This window comes from Mycolicibacterium aromaticivorans JS19b1 = JCM 16368, from assembly GCF_000559085.1.
GTDB lineage: Bacteria > Actinomycetota > Actinomycetes > Mycobacteriales > Mycobacteriaceae > Mycobacterium > Mycobacterium aromaticivorans.
The window spans coordinates 4,554,106-4,569,647 of record NZ_JALN02000001.1 but is presented as its reverse complement, the minus strand read 5'-3'; the positions used below and the strand labels follow the sequence as shown (position 1 = coordinate 4,569,647).

At 67.2% G+C, this 15,542-nt stretch carries 14 protein-coding genes; 3 read left to right on the top strand and 11 right to left on the bottom strand.

Going from position 1 to position 15,542, the window contains the following annotated elements:
- Window positions 1-915: a decaprenyl diphosphate synthase gene (locus Y900_RS21790; RefSeq protein WP_192827536.1), complete on the bottom strand. Its 915-nt coding sequence runs from the start codon at window positions 913-915 to the stop codon at window positions 1-3.
- Window positions 875-1,696 (bottom strand): DNA repair protein RecO, encoded by an 822-nt coding sequence (gene recO, locus Y900_RS21785; protein ID WP_036344473.1) that lies wholly within the window; start codon window positions 1,694-1,696, stop codon window positions 875-877. Before recO ends, Y900_RS21790 begins: the two co-directional genes overlap by 41 nt.
- A 64-nt stretch (window positions 1,697-1,760) precedes the next feature.
- Between recO and Y900_RS21780 the strand changes: the two genes are divergently transcribed.
- Window positions 1,761-3,212, top strand: coding sequence for an amidase (locus Y900_RS21780; RefSeq protein WP_036344471.1), 1,452 nt, complete (start codon window positions 1,761-1,763; stop codon window positions 3,210-3,212).
- On the opposite strand, the gene era is transcribed toward Y900_RS21780, so the two are convergent.
- The 7 genes from era to hrcA all read right to left on the bottom strand — a co-directional run bounded on the left by era (window position 3,209) and on the right by hrcA (window position 10,119).
- On the bottom strand, window positions 3,209-4,135 hold the full coding sequence (era, locus tag Y900_RS21775) for a GTPase Era (protein WP_036344470.1): 927 nt from the start codon (window positions 4,133-4,135) through the stop codon (window positions 3,209-3,211). The two genes, Y900_RS21780 and era, sit on opposite strands and share 4 nt — an antisense overlap.
- Window positions 4,128-5,420: a hemolysin family protein gene (locus tag Y900_RS21770; protein ID WP_036344469.1), complete on the bottom strand. Its 1,293-nt coding sequence runs from the start codon at window positions 5,418-5,420 to the stop codon at window positions 4,128-4,130. The genes era and Y900_RS21770 overlap by 8 nt, the downstream gene beginning before the upstream one ends.
- Complete coding sequence (gene ybeY / locus Y900_RS21765; protein WP_036344468.1) at window positions 5,417-5,953, bottom strand: rRNA maturation RNase YbeY; 537 nt, start codon at window positions 5,951-5,953, stop codon at window positions 5,417-5,419. The genes Y900_RS21770 and ybeY overlap by 4 nt, the downstream gene beginning before the upstream one ends.
- Before the next feature lie 11 nt (window positions 5,954-5,964).
- A complete protein-coding gene (locus Y900_RS21760) occupies window positions 5,965-6,993 on the bottom strand; it encodes a PhoH family protein (protein WP_036344467.1) in 1,029 nt (342 codons plus the stop codon).
- Window positions 6,994-7,110: 117 nt separating this feature from the next.
- On the bottom strand, window positions 7,111-7,869 hold the full coding sequence (locus tag Y900_RS21755) for a 16S rRNA (uracil(1498)-N(3))-methyltransferase (RefSeq protein WP_036344466.1): 759 nt from the start codon (window positions 7,867-7,869) through the stop codon (window positions 7,111-7,113).
- A 12-nt stretch (window positions 7,870-7,881) separates the two neighbouring features.
- Window positions 7,882-9,024, bottom strand: a complete 1,143-nt coding sequence (gene dnaJ / locus Y900_RS21750; RefSeq protein WP_036344464.1) for a molecular chaperone DnaJ — start codon at window positions 9,022-9,024, stop codon at window positions 7,882-7,884.
- A 57-nt stretch (window positions 9,025-9,081) separates the two neighbouring features.
- Window positions 9,082-10,119 carry a heat-inducible transcriptional repressor HrcA gene (hrcA, locus tag Y900_RS21745; RefSeq protein ID WP_036344462.1) on the bottom strand — a complete coding sequence of 346 codons (1,038 nt, stop codon included), beginning with the start codon at window positions 10,117-10,119 and terminating at the stop codon, window positions 9,082-9,084.
- A gap of 188 nt (window positions 10,120-10,307) precedes the next feature.
- Between hrcA and Y900_RS21740 the strand changes: the two genes are divergently transcribed.
- Window positions 10,308-10,631: a type II toxin-antitoxin system VapB family antitoxin gene (locus tag Y900_RS21740; RefSeq protein WP_036344460.1), complete on the top strand. Its 324-nt coding sequence runs from the start codon at window positions 10,308-10,310 to the stop codon at window positions 10,629-10,631.
- Here the strand turns inward: Y900_RS21740 and Y900_RS21735 are convergent.
- Window positions 10,586-12,121: a sensor histidine kinase gene (locus Y900_RS21735; RefSeq protein ID WP_051660195.1), complete on the bottom strand. Its 1,536-nt coding sequence runs from the start codon at window positions 12,119-12,121 to the stop codon at window positions 10,586-10,588. The two genes, Y900_RS21740 and Y900_RS21735, sit on opposite strands and share 46 nt — an antisense overlap.
- Window positions 12,118-12,897 carry a response regulator transcription factor gene (locus Y900_RS21730; protein ID WP_036344458.1) on the bottom strand — a complete coding sequence of 260 codons (780 nt, stop codon included), beginning with the start codon at window positions 12,895-12,897 and terminating at the stop codon, window positions 12,118-12,120. Before Y900_RS21730 ends, Y900_RS21735 begins: the two co-directional genes overlap by 4 nt.
- A 369-nt stretch (window positions 12,898-13,266) precedes the next feature.
- Here Y900_RS21730 and Y900_RS21725 point away from each other — a divergent pair, with 369 nt between their 5' ends.
- Window positions 13,267-15,486 (top strand): SulP family inorganic anion transporter, encoded by a 2,220-nt coding sequence (locus tag Y900_RS21725; protein ID WP_036344457.1) that lies wholly within the window; start codon window positions 13,267-13,269, stop codon window positions 15,484-15,486.
- Window positions 15,487-15,542: the final 56 nt, after the last annotated feature.

Here is a 15,542-nt window from a genome sequence, read left to right as displayed (position 1 = left end):
TCAGGCCCGGCCGAAACGCCGGTTACGTTCGGCGTACTCCTCGCAGGCCGCCCACAGGTCGCGCCGGTCGTAATCGGGCCACAGCTTGTCCTGGAACACGTACTCGGCGTACGCGGCCTGCCAGAGCATGAAGTTGCTTGCCCGCTGCTCCCCCGACGTCCTGATGAACAGGTCGACGTCGGGAATGTCCGGCCGGTGCAGGTGCTCGGTGATCGTGGCCTCGTTCACCCGCTCCGGATCTACCCGGCCGGCCACCGCGTCACGCGCGATTTGCTTTGCCGCTTCGGCGATTTCGGCCCGCCCGCCGTAGTTCACGCAGTAGTTCACCGTGATGACGTCATTGCCGACGGTCATGTTCTCGGCGATGTCGAATTCCTTGATCACGCTGCGCCACATCCGAGCCCGCGACCCCACCCAGCGCATGTTGACCCCCATGGCATCCAGGTTCTCCCGGCGCCGGCGCACCACCTCGCGGTTGAAGCCCATCAGGAACCGCACCTCTTCGGTGCTGCGCCGCCAGTTCTCGGTGGAGAACGCGTACACCGACAGGTGCTGGATCCCGATCTCGATGGCTCCGCAGGTGATGTCGATCAGCACCGCCTCGCCCATCTTGTGGCCCTCGGTGCGGCTCAACCCGCGCTGCGTGGCCCATCGCCCGTTGCCGTCCATCACGACGGCCACGTGCTTGGGCATCTGGGTGGCCGGGATCGCCGGCGGCACGGCCTTGGAGGTGTGCTGGGGCGGCCGGCGCGGACCGCCGTCCGGCGCGGGTGGCAGTTCGGGAAATACGACCGGCCACACAGAGGTGTCCGGGAACATCGGGTAGTCGTCGGGCGCCGGGGGCAGCTGCGGAAAGGTCTCTTTCCGCCTGCGCTCAGCCCCCCGCCACGAGCTGGTCACCCGGTTCATCGCCATATGGCTCATCCTGCCTGAACATCTCCATCCCATGGTCAGCGGCCCGCCGGTAGACCCGCTCCACCAGCGGCAAAGTGCGCAACTGGCGTTCCAGATGCCACTGCAGATGCGCAGCCACCAAGCCGCTGGCGTGGCTGCGGTGCGACGGCGTCGAGGCCTCCGCAAGCTCCCAATCGCCGTCGTGCAGCGCGGACATCAGATCCAGCACCGCCTGCGGCGGTGTCGTCGAGCCGGACGGACGGCAATGCATGCAGACGCTGCCACCAGCGGCGATGTGGAACGCTCGGTGCGGTCCCGGCGCCGCGCAGCGGGCACATTCGGTCAGTGACGGCGCCCAGCCGGCGATCCCCATGGCCCGCAGCAAGTAGGCGTCCAGGACCAGCTCGCGGCTGCGGGCACCGTCGGCCACCGCCCGCAATGCCCCGACTGTGAGCCGGTGCAGCGCCGGCGCCGGGGCGCGTTCCTCCCCGGCGAGCCGCTCGGCGGTCTCCAGGACCGCGCAGGCGCTGGTGTAGCGGCCGTAGTCGCTGACGATGTCGGTGGCGAAGGCGTCGATCGACACCACCTGGGTGACGATGTCCAGGTTGCGACCGGGGTGCAGCTGGACATCGATGTGGGCGAACGGCTCCAGCCGGGAACCGAATTTGCTGCGGGTACGGCGCACGCCCTTGGCAACCGCGCGGACCAGACCGTGGTCGCGGGTCAGCAAGGTGACGATACGGTCGGCTTCACCGAGCTTGTGCTGGCGCAGCACGACCGCCCGATCCCGGTACAGCCGCATCCGACCAGTTTCCCACTGCATTGCGACATACCGGCGGACGCGCGCCGTTAGTCTCGACGTCGCCATGACAGCTCACCGGAGTCTGGGCAGGCCACCGCGGTTTCCGACCATTGGTGAGCAGCTCTATCAGTTGGCCAGCGGCACGGTCACGTCCACCGAACTGGCCCGCCGGTCGCTGCGTGCGATCACCGCCAGCCAATCCACGCTCAACGCCTTCCGGGTGGTGCTGACCGAATCGGCACTCGCCGATGCCGCCGAGGCCGATCGACGGCGCGCCGCCGGCGAGCAGGCCCCGCTGCTGGGCATCCCCATCGCGGTCAAGGACGACGTCGACATCGCCGGCGTTCCGACCTCGTTCGGAACGGCCGGACCCGTGCGCCCGGCGACACAGGACTCCGAAGTCGTCCGCCGGCTGCGCGCGGCGGGCGCGGTGATCGTCGGCAAGACCAACTGCTGCGAACTGGGCCAATGGCCGTTCACCAGCGGCCCCGCCTTCGGCCATACCCGTAATCCCTGGTCGCGCAAGCACACTCCCGGTGGCTCGTCGGGCGGCAGCGCCGCCGCCGTCGCGGCAGGCCTGGTCGCCGCGGCCATCGGATCCGACGGCGCGGGCAGCGTCCGGGTGCCGGCCGCCTGGACCCACCTGGTCGGTATCAAGCCGCAGCGCGGCCGCATCTCGACCTGGCCGGTCCATGACCCGTTCAACGGGATCACCGTCAACGGGGTTTTGGCCCGCACGGTCGCCGACGCCGCGCTCGTGCTCGACGCCGCCTCCGGCAACCACGATGACGACCCGTTCACGCCACCGCCGGTACGGATGACCGACTCCGTCGGGGCCGCCCCGGGTCCATTGAAGATCGCGCTGTCGACCCGCTTTCCGTTCACCTTCTTTCCCGCCAGGCTGCATCCCGAGATCAGGGTCGCGCTCAGCGGGATCGCCGAGCAGCTCGGCCTGCTGGGCCACACCGTGATGGCAGGCAACCCCAACTACGGCCTGCGGCTGCCGCTGACGTTCCTACCCCGGTCCACCGCCGGGCTGCTGGAGTGGGCCGACCGGCTTGGTGACGACGTCGCCTTCGACCCCCGCACCGAGTCCAACATGCGGATGGGCCGGCTGCTGTCTGGCTCGATGCTGCGCCGCGCCCGCGCCAGCGAACCGAAGCTGCACCGCCGCGTCGGGCAGATCTTCCGCTCCGTCGACGTCGTGCTGGCGCCGACGACTGCGCAGCCGCCTCCGCCGGCCCGCACGTTCGACCGCCTCGGGCCCATGGGTACCGACCGCGCGATGATCGCGGCGTGCCCGGTGACGTTCCCGTGGAATCTGCTGGGCTGGCCGTCGATCAATGTTCCGGCCGGCTTCACCTCCGAGGGCCTGCCGATCGGCGTGCAGCTGATGGGCCCGGCCAACAGTGAGCCGCTGCTGATCTCCCTGGCGGCTGAGCTGGAAGCCATCAACGGGTGGGCCAACAAGCAACCCGAGATCTGGTGGAACACCCCGGTGCCCACCGAGAGCTAAAACCCCAGCCGGCCAAGCTGTTTGGGGTCGCGCTGCCAGTTCTTGGCGATCTTGACCCGCAGATCGAGATAGACCTTGGTGCCGAGCAGCTTCTCGATCTGCGTACGGGCCACCGTCCCAACCTCTTTGAGCCGAGCACCGCCCTTGCCGATGACGATGCCCTTCTGGCTGTCCCGCTCGACATACAACACCGCGTGCACATCGATCAGGGGATCATCCGCCGGCCGCCCCGACCTTTCCTCGATCTCCTCGATGACCACCGCCAACGAGTGCGGCAACTCGTCGCGAACCCCTTCCAGTGCCGCCTCGCGAATCAGCTCGGCCATCAACACTTCTTCGGGCTCGTCGGTGAGCTCCCCGTCGGGGTAGAACGCCGGGCCGGGCGGCAACTGGCCGGCCAGCACATCGATGAGGATGTCGACCTGGTCCCCCCGCGTGGCCGACACCGGCACGATCTCGGCCGCGGTGTCGCCGACCAGTTCATGGACGGCGACCAGCTGTTCGGCCACCCGCTCCTTGGACACCTTGTCGATCTTGGTGACGATGACGACAAGCGTTGTGCGGGGGGCGACGTCGCGGATCTGTTCGTATATCCATCGATCGCCGGGTCCGATGTTCTCGTCGGCGGGAATGCACAGCCCGATGACGTCGACTTCCGAGTAGGTGTCGCGGACCAGGTCGTTGAGCCGCTTGCCCAGCAGCGTGCGCGGGCGGTGCAGGCCGGGAGTGTCGACCAGAACGATCTGGAAGTCGGGGCGATGCACGATGCCGCGAATGGTGTGTCGGGTGGTCTGCGGACGGTTGGATGTGATCGCCACCTTGGTTCCGACCAGCGCATTGGTCAGCGTCGACTTGCCGGTGTTGGGCCTGCCGACGAAGCAGACGAAGCCGGACCGGAATTCACTCTGCGCAGCGTCAGTCATCCTCGTCGCTTCCTTCCGGCTCGATCCGGCTGACCAGCACGGTGCCGATGCGAAGCCGCCCTCTGTGGTCGCGGCCGCCTTCGGCCTGCAGACGCAGCCCATGCGAGACCACCTCGGCGCCGGGCAGGGGCACCCTGCCGAGCTCGAGGGCCAGCAGACCGCCGACGGTGTCGACGTCGAGATCGTCGGCGATCTCGATGTCGTAGAGCTCGCCGACGTCCTCGATCGGCAGGCGGGCCGACACCCGGAACTTGTTGTCGCCCAACTCTTCGACGGGCGCCACTTCGCGGGTGTCGTACTCGTCGGCTATCTCGCCGACGATCTCCTCCAGGACGTCCTCGATGGTGACCAGGCCGGCGATGGCTCCGTACTCGTCGACCAGCAAGGCCATGTGGTTGCGGTCGCGCTGCATCTCACGCAACAACTCGTCGAGCGGTTTGGAGTCCGGGACGAACACCGCCGGTCGCATGATGTCAGTCACCTTGGTGCCGCGGCCACTGTCCGAGGAGTAATAGGTGCGCTGCACAAGGTCTTTGAGATAGACCACGCCGACCACATCGTCGACGTTCTCTCCGATCACCGGGATGCGCGAATACCCACTGCGCACCGCAAGCGATGTCGCTTGACTGGCGGACTTGTCGTTCTCGATCCACACCATCTCGGTGCGCGGCACCATCACCTCACGTGCGGCGGTGTCGCCGAGTTCGAAGACCGACTGGATCATTCGGCGTTCGTCGTCGGCCACCACGCCGCGCTGCTGTGCCAGGTCGACGACCTCACGCAGCTCGATCTCGGAGGCGAACGGTCCGTTGCGGAAGCCGCGGCCCGGGGTGAGCGCATTGCCGAGCACGATCAGCAGCCTGCTGATCGGAGTGAGCAGAACCGAGATCGCTTGCAGCGGAACGGCCGACGTCAAGGCAATGGTGTAGGCGTTCTGCCTGCCGATGGTGCGCGGGCCCACCCCCATCGCGACGAAGCTGGCGACCGTCATGATGCCCGCCGCCGCCACCAGGCCCCAGGTCAGACCGAGGTCATCCCACAGGAAGGCGACCAGCAAGACCGTCGCGGCGGCCTCGCACGCAATGCGCAGCAGCACAACGAGATTGATGTACCGCGGCCGCTCGGCCATGATCCTGGCCAGCCGCAGGGCGCCGGGTCGCTCGTCGCGCACCAGCTCCTCGACCCGCGCAATCGACACGGTGCTGATGGCAGCATCGATCGCGGCGAACAAACCGCCCAGCGCTATCAGCGCGATCGCACCGAGCAGCGAACTCCAGCCCGTCACGGTTCGTCGAAGAACTGTGACTTGTCGAGCAGTCGACGGTCCTTCTCGATCTGCCGATCCTGGTGGTATGCCTCGACCTGCTCGGCCACCCACTCTTCGAGAAGGGTGCGTTGCAGGTCGAACATCTCCTTTTCCTCATCCGGCTCGGCATGGTCATAGCCCAGCAGATGCAGCACGCCGTGCACGGTCAACAGCGCCAGTTCCTGACCGAGGCTGTGACCGGCAGCGGTGGCCTGATCGGCGGCGAACTGCGGACACAACACGATGTCACCGAGCATCGACGGCCCCGGCTCGGGCGCATCCGGGCGACCGCCGGGCTCGAGCTCGTCCATCGGGAAGCTCATCACGTCGGTGGGGCCGGGCAGGTCCATCCAGCGCATGTGGAGGTCGGCCATCGCGTTGGTGTCCAGCAACACCATCGACAGCTCAGCGGCCGGATTGACGTCCATGCGACGAATCACGAAGCGCGCGACGCTGATCAGTTCCTCTTCGGAAACGTCGAGGCCGGATTCATTGGATACCTCGATGGTCATGTGAGATGCCCCTAGCGCCGCGTCGACCGACGTTGGGAGCGGTTCATCAGCGTCGGCTGCTCGGCCTTGGCGTAGGCGTCGACAATCTCCGACACCAAGCGGTGGCGGACCACGTCGGCGCTGGTGAGTTCGGCGAAATGGATGTCGTCGATGCCGTCGAGCACGTCCATCGCCGCCCGCAGACCGGACTTGGCGCCGCCGGGCAGGTCGACCTGGGTGATGTCACCGGTGACCACGATCTTGGAGCCGAACCCCAACCGGGTGAGGAACATCTTCATCTGCTCGGCGGTGGTGTTCTGCGCCTCATCGAGAATGATGAACGCGTCGTTGAGTGAACGACCACGCATGAATGCCAGCGGCGCGACCTCGATCACCCCGGTGCTCAGCAGGTTCGGGATGGCGGCGGGGTCCATCATGTCGTGCAGCGCGTCGTAGAGCGGCCGCAGGTACGGGTCGATCTTCTCGGTCAGCGTGCCGGGCAGAAACCCAAGGCGCTCACCGGCTTCCACCGCGGGCCGGGTCAGGATGATCCTTGTGACCTGCTTGGTCTGCAGCGCGTTGACCGCCTTGGCCATCGCCAGGTAGGTCTTGCCGGTGCCCGCCGGACCGATGCCGAACACGATCGTGTGGGCGTCGATGGCGTCGACGTAGCGCTTCTGGTTGAGCGTCTTGGGCCGAATGGTCTTTCCGCGCCGGGACAGGATGTCCAGCGTCAGCACCTCAGCCGGTGACTCGTTGTCCGCTCCGGCGAGCATCCCGACGCTGCGACGGACCGCATCCGGAGACAGCGTCTGACCACCGGCCACAACAGCGATGAGTTCGGAGATCACCCGTTCGGCCATCGCGACATCGGCCGCCTCACCGGACAGGGAGACGGTGTTGCCTCGGACATGGACATCGGCCGACAGAGTGCGTTCGAGTGCGCGCAAATTCTCGTCAGCGGAACCCAGCAGGCCCACGACGAGGTCGGGCGGAACAGTCATGCTGCTACGCACCTGGCTGTCATCAGGGCGAGCAGCGGTCGTCTCGCGGGGCGTCACGTGGTCTTCGAAGCCTGCTTCCTGGGTTCCGGTTAGGTCGAAAACACCAGTTTACCGTCCGAACGCCGCACCTCCCACTGGTCAACCCACAGTCCGGTTTCCGATGTGGCCCGACCGCTACCGACGCTGATGCGACCAGCGCCCGGTCAACACCCCCAACGCGCCGAGGGCCACCGCCGCGGCAGTCGTGGTGCGCAGCACCGTCGGACCCAGCCGGACCGCGGTTGCCCCGGCCTCAGCCAGCCGCTCGAGTTCGGCGTCGCTGATCCCACCTTCGGGGCCCACGATCAGCATGATCGACGCCGCTTGGGCGAACGGCAGTTCAGCCAGCGGGCGGTCGGCCGATTCGTGGAGAGCCAGAACCAGTCCGCCGGCCCCGACCCGCTGGGCGACCAGGTCGGTCAGTGCAGCCGTCGCGACCGGGCCGTCGATAGGTGGGATATAGCCTCGCCGCGATTGTCGCGCCGCCGACCGCGCCACCGCCCGCCACCGGCGCAGGCCCTTCTCGGCGCGTTCGCCGTCCCAGCGCGCCACACACCGGTCGGCCTGCCAGGCGATGAAGTCGTCGGCACCGGCCTCGGTGGCCAGCTCGATCGCCAGTTCCGAGCGCTCCGATTTCGGAATGCCCTGCGCGACGGTCACCGTCGGATGCGGACGCGGGAGCGTCCAGCGCTCAAGCACCTGGGCCGAGAACCCGCGCTTGGTGGTCTCGTCCACCTCGCAGCGGGCCAGGGTGCCCTCGCCGTCAGACAGGACGAGAGTTTCGCCGGGCCGGATGCGTCGGACCGTCGCGGCGTGGAAACCCTCGTCGCCGTCGACGACAGCACGCTGCCCCACCACCGGAATGGCGTCGACGAAAAACAGTGTGTCGGCCACGGAAGCCGGAGCCTAACGGCCGCTGAATGTTTCGCGCAGCCGGCTGAACAGTCCGCCGGTGTTGCCTGCCATGGAGTGTGTGGATTTGACCTCGGGTTCGGCGTGGCTGCGGGTCTTGAACTCGGTGAGCAGTTCCTTGGCCCGGGCGTCGAGCTTGCCCGGCACCGTCACCTCGATGTGCGCATGCAGGTCACCCCGGACCCCGGAACGCAGATGCGGCATACCGTGCCCGCGCAGCGTGGTCACCGAACCGGGTTGGGTGCCCGGCGCGATGACGATCTCGGTCAGCCCGTCGAGGATCCCGTCGACGGTGACCGAGGTACCGAGCGCGGCGTCGACCATCGGCACCGACACGGTGCAATGCAGGTCGTCACCGTCGCGGACGAAGATGTCGTGCTGCTGCTCGTGGACCTCGACGTACAGGTCGCCCGCCGGGCCGCCACCCGGGCCGACCTCGCCCTGCGCGGCCAACCGAACCCGCATGCCGTCACCGACACCGGCCGGAATCTTCACGCTGATGTCGCGGCGGGCACGCACTCGTCCATCGCCGGCACACCGGTGGCAGGGATCGGGAATGACCTCGCCGACGCCGCGGCAGGTAGGGCACGGCCGGGAGGTCATGACCTGGCCCAGCAGCGAACGCTGCACCGTCTGCACCTCGCCGCGTCCGCCGCAGGTGTCACAGGCTACGGGCGTGGAGTCACCGTGAGTTCCCTTGCCCTGGCACACATCACAGAGCACCGCGGTGTCGACGGTCACCTGCTTGGTCACCCCGGTCGCGCACTCCGACAAATCCAGGCGCATCCGCAGCAGCGAGTCCGAACCGGGCCGCACCCGGCCGATCGGGCCGCGCGCCGCACCGCCGCCGCCGAAGAACGCCTCGAACACATCACCCAGACCACCGAAGCCGCTGAACCCGTTGGCTCCCGCCGCGGCGCCCTCCAGCGGGTCGCCGCCCAGGTCGACGATGCGCCGCTTCTCCGGGTCGGAGAGCACCTCGTAGGCGGCGCTGATCTCCTTGAATTTGTGCTGGGCTTCTTCGTCGGGGTTGACGTCGGGATGGTATTCGCGGGCCAGCTTCCGATAGGCGCGCTTGAGCTCCTGATCGCTGGCGCCCTTGCTCACCCCGAGCAAGCCGTAGTAGTCCCGTGCCACTGTTGACCTTTCGAATTTCCCCGCCGGTTAGCCGGCTCGCATGTCTAATGTCGCCGGCTACCCGGCTCGGTGCCCTAGGACATCGCCGATGTACATCGCAACAGCTGCGACGTTGGCGATAGTTCCCGGATAGTCCATTCTGGTGGGTCCCAAAACACCCATGCCGCCGTACACGGTGCCCGAGCTGCCGTAGGTCGTGCTGATGACCGACGTTCCGGCCATCTGCTCGGCCTCCGTTTCCTGACCGATGCGCACCGTGACCTTACCCGCTTCCTGTGAGGCGGCCAGCAGGCGAAGCACCACGACCTGTTCCTCAAGAGCTTCGAGGATGGAACGCAGCGATCCCCCGAAGTCGGCGGTGTTGCGGGTCAGGTTGGCGGTGCCGCCCATCAGCAGACGTTCCTCATTGTGCTCCACCAACGACTCGAGGAGCACCGTGGCCGACCGGCCGACGGCATCGCCGAGGCCGCCCGACCCATCCAGCCGCGCGGCCAGGTCGGCGACCGCAACCGACGCCGCCGCCAGCCGTTTGCCCTCCAACGCCTGCCCGAGCAATTCGCGCAGCTGGGACAGCTGGTGGTCGTCGATGGTGTCGCCCAACTCGACGATGCGCTGGTCGACCCGGCCGGAGTCGGTGATCACCACCATCAACAGCCGGGCCGGCGTCAACGCCACGATCTCCAGGTGCCGCACCGTCGAGGTCGACAGCGTCGGGTACTGGACGATCGCGACCTGCCGAGTCAGCTGGGCCAACAGCTTCACCGCGCGCCGCAGCACGTCGTCGAGGTCGACGCCGGATTCCAGGAACTGCAGGATCGCTCGGCGCTCGGAGCCCGACAGCGGTTTGACGTCGTCGATGCGGTCGACGAACTCGCGGTAGCCCTTCTCGGTGGGCACTCGCCCCGAGCTGGTGTGGGGCTGGGTGATGTAGCCCTCCGCTTCCAAGACCGCCATGTCATTGCGCACCGTTGCGCTGGATACGCCCAGATTGTGGCGGTCGACGAGGGCTTTGGAACCGATCGGTTCTTTGGTCGCCACGAAGTCGGCGACGATGGCACGGAGCACCTCGAAGCGACGGTCGTCAGCACTTCCCATCTGGTACACCTCCAAGTCGTCTCCATTTTACGGACACAAACGCCCACATTTAGCACCCGCGCACTCGGAGTGCCACCGGCTCGGTGTTACGTGCGCACGGATGTTCGCCCACCGCTGACGTCGGGGCCTGCAGCGACTAGCCTTGCTCGAATGGTGACGCGGGGTCGGTCGGCAGGGACGACGGCCCGATGATCTTCAAAGGCGTTCGGGACGGCAAGCCATACCCCGAGCACAGCCTCTCCTACCGCGACTGGTCGCAGATTCCGCCGCGACAGATCCGGCTCGACGAGTTGGTCACGACGACGACGGTGCTGGCATTGGACCGCCTGCTGTCCGAAGACTCGACGTTCTACGGCGACCTCTTCCCGCACGCGGTCCGGTGGCGTGGCGTGATCTACCTAGAGGACGGCCTGCACCGGGCGGTCCGGGCCGCGCTGCGTAATCGCACGGTCCTGCACGCCCGGGTCTACGACATGGACGGCGGCGTCGCCGACCAGTTCTCGGCCAGCTGACCGGCGGCCGGCAGGCTCACCGTGAATTGAGTTCTGCCCGGGCGGGATTGCGCGCTCACCGTGCCGCCGTGGGCTTCCACGATCGACAGGACGATCGCCAGCCCCAACCCACTGCAACCCAGCTCGCGCGACCGCGACTTGTCCGCCCGGACGAACCGGCCGAACAGATTGGGCATGATCTCCTCGGGTATGCCGGGACCGTCGTCGCTGACGACGAGTTCCACCCGCCCGCCGCCGCCCCTGGTGAGGGATGTGTTGACCGTGACTCCCGCGGGGGTGTGCACCCGCGCGTTGCCGAGCAGGTTCGCCAGCAGCTGATGCAACCGGGCGCGGTCGCCACGAACCCAGATGGCTTCGTCGGGCAGGTCGATCATGAACTGATGGTCCGGCGCACTCACCGCAGCGTCGTTCACCGCGTCGGCGACCACGTCGCACAGGTCGAGGTCTTCGAGCTCCAGGTCACCGCCCTCGTCGAGGCGCGACAGCAGCAGCAGGTCGGCCACCAAGGACGCCATCCGGCGTGATTCCGCCTCGATGCGGGCCAGCGCGTACTCGGTGGTCGGCGGCAGCAAGTCGCTGTCCTGGCGGGTCAGTTCGGCGTAACCGAGGATCGCGGCCAGCGGTGTGCGCAGTTCATGGCTGGCATCGGTGAGGAATTGGCGCGTTCGGCGGTCGGACGCCGCGATATCGCCGAGCGCGGAATCGACATTGGACAACAGCCGGTTGAGGGTATGACCGACGACCCCGACCTCACTGGCCCGGTCGGTGTCGGCCGGGCTCACCCGGGCGGTGATCCGGTAGTCGGTGGGGTCCAGGGGAAGGTCGGCGACCTTGGCGGCGACGTCCGCGACGCGCCGCAGCGGCCGCAACGCGTAGTTCACCACGATCATCGTTCCCAACGCGGTGAGCGCCACAGCGACGACCACCAGGATCACCACGGTCAGACCTTTGCCCGTGACGGTCTTGTTCGCCAGATCCAGCGACACCGCCGACACCAGCCGCTCGCCGCCCGGGAAATCCCGGTGCCCGACCCGATGCGACCCCATGTCGCCGAGTTCGACGGTCTGCGGATCGCCGCCTGCCCAGTTGATCTTCTCCAATGCGCGCAGTGCGTCCGGCGGAGCCGGGACGGGTTCGCCGTCGGTGAACGCGCTGGCGTAGACCACCCGATCGTCGCGCAGCATCGCGATCACCGTGCCCGGCCCCTGGCCCGGGAACTCGTCGAAATCACCGTGATCGGCGCTGCCGTCGTCCGCTGGTTGTTCGATGTCCCCGAACCGCTTGGCCTTGGAATACGAATAGCTGAACGCGGCAAGCGAATTGGACACCTGACTGTTGGCAAGGCTCATCGCCTCGTCGCGCAGACTCATCACCGCGACCGCGCCGATGGCGATCATCGCCACGCTGCTGATCGCCGAGACCCAGATGACCAACCGCCTGCGCAGTGAACGCGGACGCCACCGCCTCTCGCCGTGGGTGGCCGGCCTCACCGCTGCGGCCGCAGCATGTAGCCGACACCGCGCACCGTATGGATCATCGGTTCGCGCCCGGCGTCGACCTTGCGGCGCAGATAGGAGATGTAGAGGTCGACGATGCTGGACCGGCCGCCGAAGCCGTAGTTCCACACCCGGTCCAGGATCTCGGCGCGGGTGACAGCGCGACGCGGGTTGCGCATCAGATACCGCAGCAGCTCGAACTCGGTGGTGGTCAGCGAGATCTGCTCGTCGCCCCGGGTGACCTCACGACTCGGCCCGTCCAGCACAAGATCGCCCACCTTGAGCACCTCGTCCTCGGGCGCGGTGGTGGCCTTGGACCGGCGCAGCAGGCCCCGCAGCCGGGCGACCAACTCCTCGAGGCTGAACGGCTTGGTCAGATAGTCGTCGGCTCCCGCGGTCAGCCCCGTCACCCGGTCCATCACCGAATCCCGCGCCGTCAGGAACAGCGTCGGCGTATAGCCCTCGGTCTCCCGCGTCATCTTGAGGATCTGCAGTCCGTCGGTGTCGGGCAGCATGATGTCGAGCACCAGCAGATCCGGCTCGAACTCCCGGAACTTCGACAAGGCGTCACGACCGTCGCCGGCCGTTTCCACCTCCCAGCCCTCGTAGTGCAAGGCCATCTTGACCAGATTCGTCAGCGCCGGCTCGTCGTCGACGAGAAGTACGCGGATGGGCGAACCGTCGGCGCGGGAGATGCGCGGAAGCTGCCCGAGGATGGCCTGACGGGGGCGGAGGGGACGAGACGTTGACGGTGCGACCGGTATAGCCATACTTCGATTCTGGGGAAAACACATGAATCTGTCATGGACCCCATATCTGTTTCATATCTTGCCCGGTCGCGGCCCTACTGAAGGCGTTGTCGTATTGCGTTCGCGGCCAGAGCATTCCGCAACAATCTGTTAGACGCGACACACTTTGGTCACGACTCGGCCGCGCCGAGTGCCCGCAGATATGGATCCGATATGGATTCCTTGAAGACAGTCTTTCGCCACACCTACTGTCGCGCTTGTGAATTCGTTTCGATTCGGCGGAACGATCCGTGAATCGACTGTCAATTAATAGATCTCGCATACGCAGACAGGAGTCTGGCCTTGCAGCGTTCAACTGCGCCACTCGAGGGTTCTGAAGACCCGGGCAGGATGTCCACCCTCCTGCGCTACGACCTACCGGCCTCGTTGGTGGTCTTCCTGGTGGCCCTACCGCTGTCCCTTGGCATCGCCATCGCCTCCGATGCACCGGTGCTGGCGGGGCTGATCGCGGCGATCGTGGGCGGTGTGGTTGCCGGCGCCCTGGGCGGGTCGCCGCTGCAGGTCAGCGGTCCCGCCGCCGGGTTGACGGTGATCGTCGCGGGCCTGGTGGCCGAATTCGGCTGGGCCGTGACCTGCGCAATCACCGTCTGCGCGGGCATCCTCCAGGTACTGCTGGGAGTCAGCCGGGTGGGCCGCGCAGCGCTGGCGATCTCACCGATGGTGGTGCACGCCATGCTCGCCGGCATCGGCGTCACGATCGCGCTGCAGCAGGTCCATGTCCTGCTGGGCGGGAGCTCCGAGAGCTCGGCCTGGCGCAACATCACCGAACTGCCCGGTCAGTTGCTCGCCGCCGATCACGCCGGGTTGGCCGTCGGGCTCCTGGTGATCGGGATCCTGGTGAGCTGGCGCTGGATGCCGGCGAAGATTCGCAAGGTGCCCGGGCCGCTGGTCGCGATCGTCGGCGCCAGCGCGGTGTCGGTGCTCTTCGCGATGAATGTGCCGCGCATCCAGCTCAACGGTTCACTGCTCGACGCCTTGAAGCCACCGGGCCTGCCGGAGGGTAACTGGGGCGCGTTCGCCACGGGCGTAATCACCGTCGCACTCATCGCCAGCGTCGAGAGCTTGCTCACCGCGGTCGCCGTGGACCGCATGCAGGACGGCCCGCGGTCGAATCTGAACCGCGAACTCGTGGGACAGGGCGCTGCCAACGTCGTCTCGGGCGCCGTCGGCGGACTGCCGATCACAGGTGTGATCGTGCGCAGCTCGGCCAATGTGACCGCGGGCGCCAAAACCCGTGCGTCGGCGATGTTGCACGGCGTGTGGGTGCTGGTCTTCGCCCTGCCGTTCGCCGGTCTGGCCCAGCAGATTCCGACCGCGGCGCTGGCCGGGTTGCTCATCGTCATCGGCATTCAGCTGGTCAAGCTCAGCCACATCAAGACCGCACGCCGGACCGGCGATATCGCCGTCTATCTGGTGACGATCACCGGGGTGGTCTTCCTCAACCTGCTCGAAGGTGTCCTGCTCGGGCTGGCGCTGGCGGTCGTGCTGACGGTCTGGCGAGTGGCACGCGCCAGGATCCATGCCCAGCCGGCCGACGATGACAACGACGATTGGCGCGTCGCCGTGGAAGGATCGGCCACGTTCCTGTCGCTGCCTCAGCTGCACAAGACACTGGCGTCGGTGCCTCCCGGTGTGCGCGTCACACTGGAGATTTCGGTGGACTTCATCGACCACGCCGCACACCAGGTGATCGAGGACTGGCAGCGGCAGCACGAGGCGTCAGGCGGCAGCGTTCTGGTGCAGGAAGTGGGCTCGGTCGAACTGAGCAGCGCGCTGGACGGGCCGCCCCAGCGCTCCTTCGGAATGATCGACAAGCGGCTCGGCATCGTGCCGTGGAGTTCGTGGCAGGACCCGCTGACCACCATCGGCCATGAACGGCGCGACACCGCAGGCCAGTCCGTTCTCGACGGCGTCGAGGTGTACCACCGCAGGACTGCTCCCCACATCCGGCCGCACATGGAGAAATTGGCGCACACCAACACCGCCGAGACGTTGTTCATCACGTGCACCGACGCCCGGATCGTGCCCAACGCGATCACCAGCAGCGGGCCGGGTGACCTGTTCACCGTGCGCAACGTCGGCAACCTCGTGCCCGCCGACCAGCACGACTATTCCGTGGAAGCGGCGATCGCCTTCGCGGTCGGGAGGTTGAACGTGTCGTCGATCGTCGTGTGCGGCCATTCCTCCTGCGGCGCAATGCATGCCGCCTTGCGGGAGCAAGGCGTCGGGGCGCCGCGCCGACCCGGCGAGGAACACCTCCGGTCCTGGCTGAAGTACGCTCAGCCGGCTCTGGATACCTTCGACGAGGGCCGGCACCCGATAGCGCAATCGGCCGCCGAGCAGGGCTTCAGCACCGCAGACCAGCTGAGCATGGTCAGTGTTGCCGTCCAGGTCGACACCCTGGTGGGTCACCCGCTGATCCACGACCTGCACGAGCAGGGCCGGCTGAAGGTCATCGGCCTGTTCTACGACATCGGCAGTGCCCGGGTTCTTCATGTCGAGCCCAGCCCAGCGCTGTCGTTGCAGAACAACGGGATTGCCGTTCGATGATTGAGTTCGTTTGGCCATCAATAGATTTGACTCTGATATGAACCCCGTGACCGGCT